Source organism: Streptomyces sp. SID5464, from assembly GCF_009862985.1.
Lineage (GTDB): Bacteria > Actinomycetota > Actinomycetes > Streptomycetales > Streptomycetaceae > Streptomyces > Streptomyces chartreusis_D.
In genome coordinates this window covers 1,726-2,351 of record NZ_WWIQ01000004.1, presented here as the reverse complement: position 1 = coordinate 2,351, position 626 = coordinate 1,726, and the positions used below count along the sequence as shown (strand labels likewise).

General features: G+C 70.4%; 1 protein-coding gene. It reads left to right on the top strand.

Features of this window, described 5'->3' with window-relative positions; genetic code table 11:
* Window positions 1-626, top strand: a 626-nt coding sequence (locus tag GTY47_RS03605) for a VOC family protein (RefSeq protein ID WP_010038655.1), incomplete at both ends; no start/stop codon positions are given.

Sequence of the window (626 nt, the reverse complement as noted above, 5' to 3'; positions counted from 1 at the left end):
GAGCGGGCCGACCTGGACCGGCTGGCCCGTGCCACCGGATCGGCCGTACGGGATGCCGACGTGCCCGGCGGCGGCAAGGTGGTCGACCTGCTCGACCCCTCGGGATTCCCGGTGCGGGTCGTGCACTGCGGCGAACAACTCCCCGCGCTGCCGGAACAGCAGCCGCTGCTGCTCAACTTCGGCACGGACCACCGTCGTACGAACGCCACGCAGCGGCCTCCGCGCGAGCCGTCCCGTATCCAGCGTCTCGGGCATGTGGTGCTGGAGACCCGGGTGTTCGCCCGGGCCCTGGACTGGTACCTGGACACCCTCGGGATGATCGTGTCCGACTTCCTGTTCCTGGACGGCCAGCGCGACCGCGGGCCAACGATGGCGTTCATCCGCTGCGACCAGGGCAGCGTGCCCGCCGACCACCACACCCTCGCGATGCACCTGGGTCCGGGCACGGGCTACGTCCACTCCGCCTACCAGGTCACCGACCTGGACTCCATCGCCGCCGGCGGCGAGTACCTCAAGGAGCGCGGCTACAAGCGCAGTTGGGGCATCGGCCGGCACATCCAGGGCAGCCAGCTGTTCGACTACTGGCGCGACCCCGACCACTTCATGCTGGAGCACTTCGCCGACGG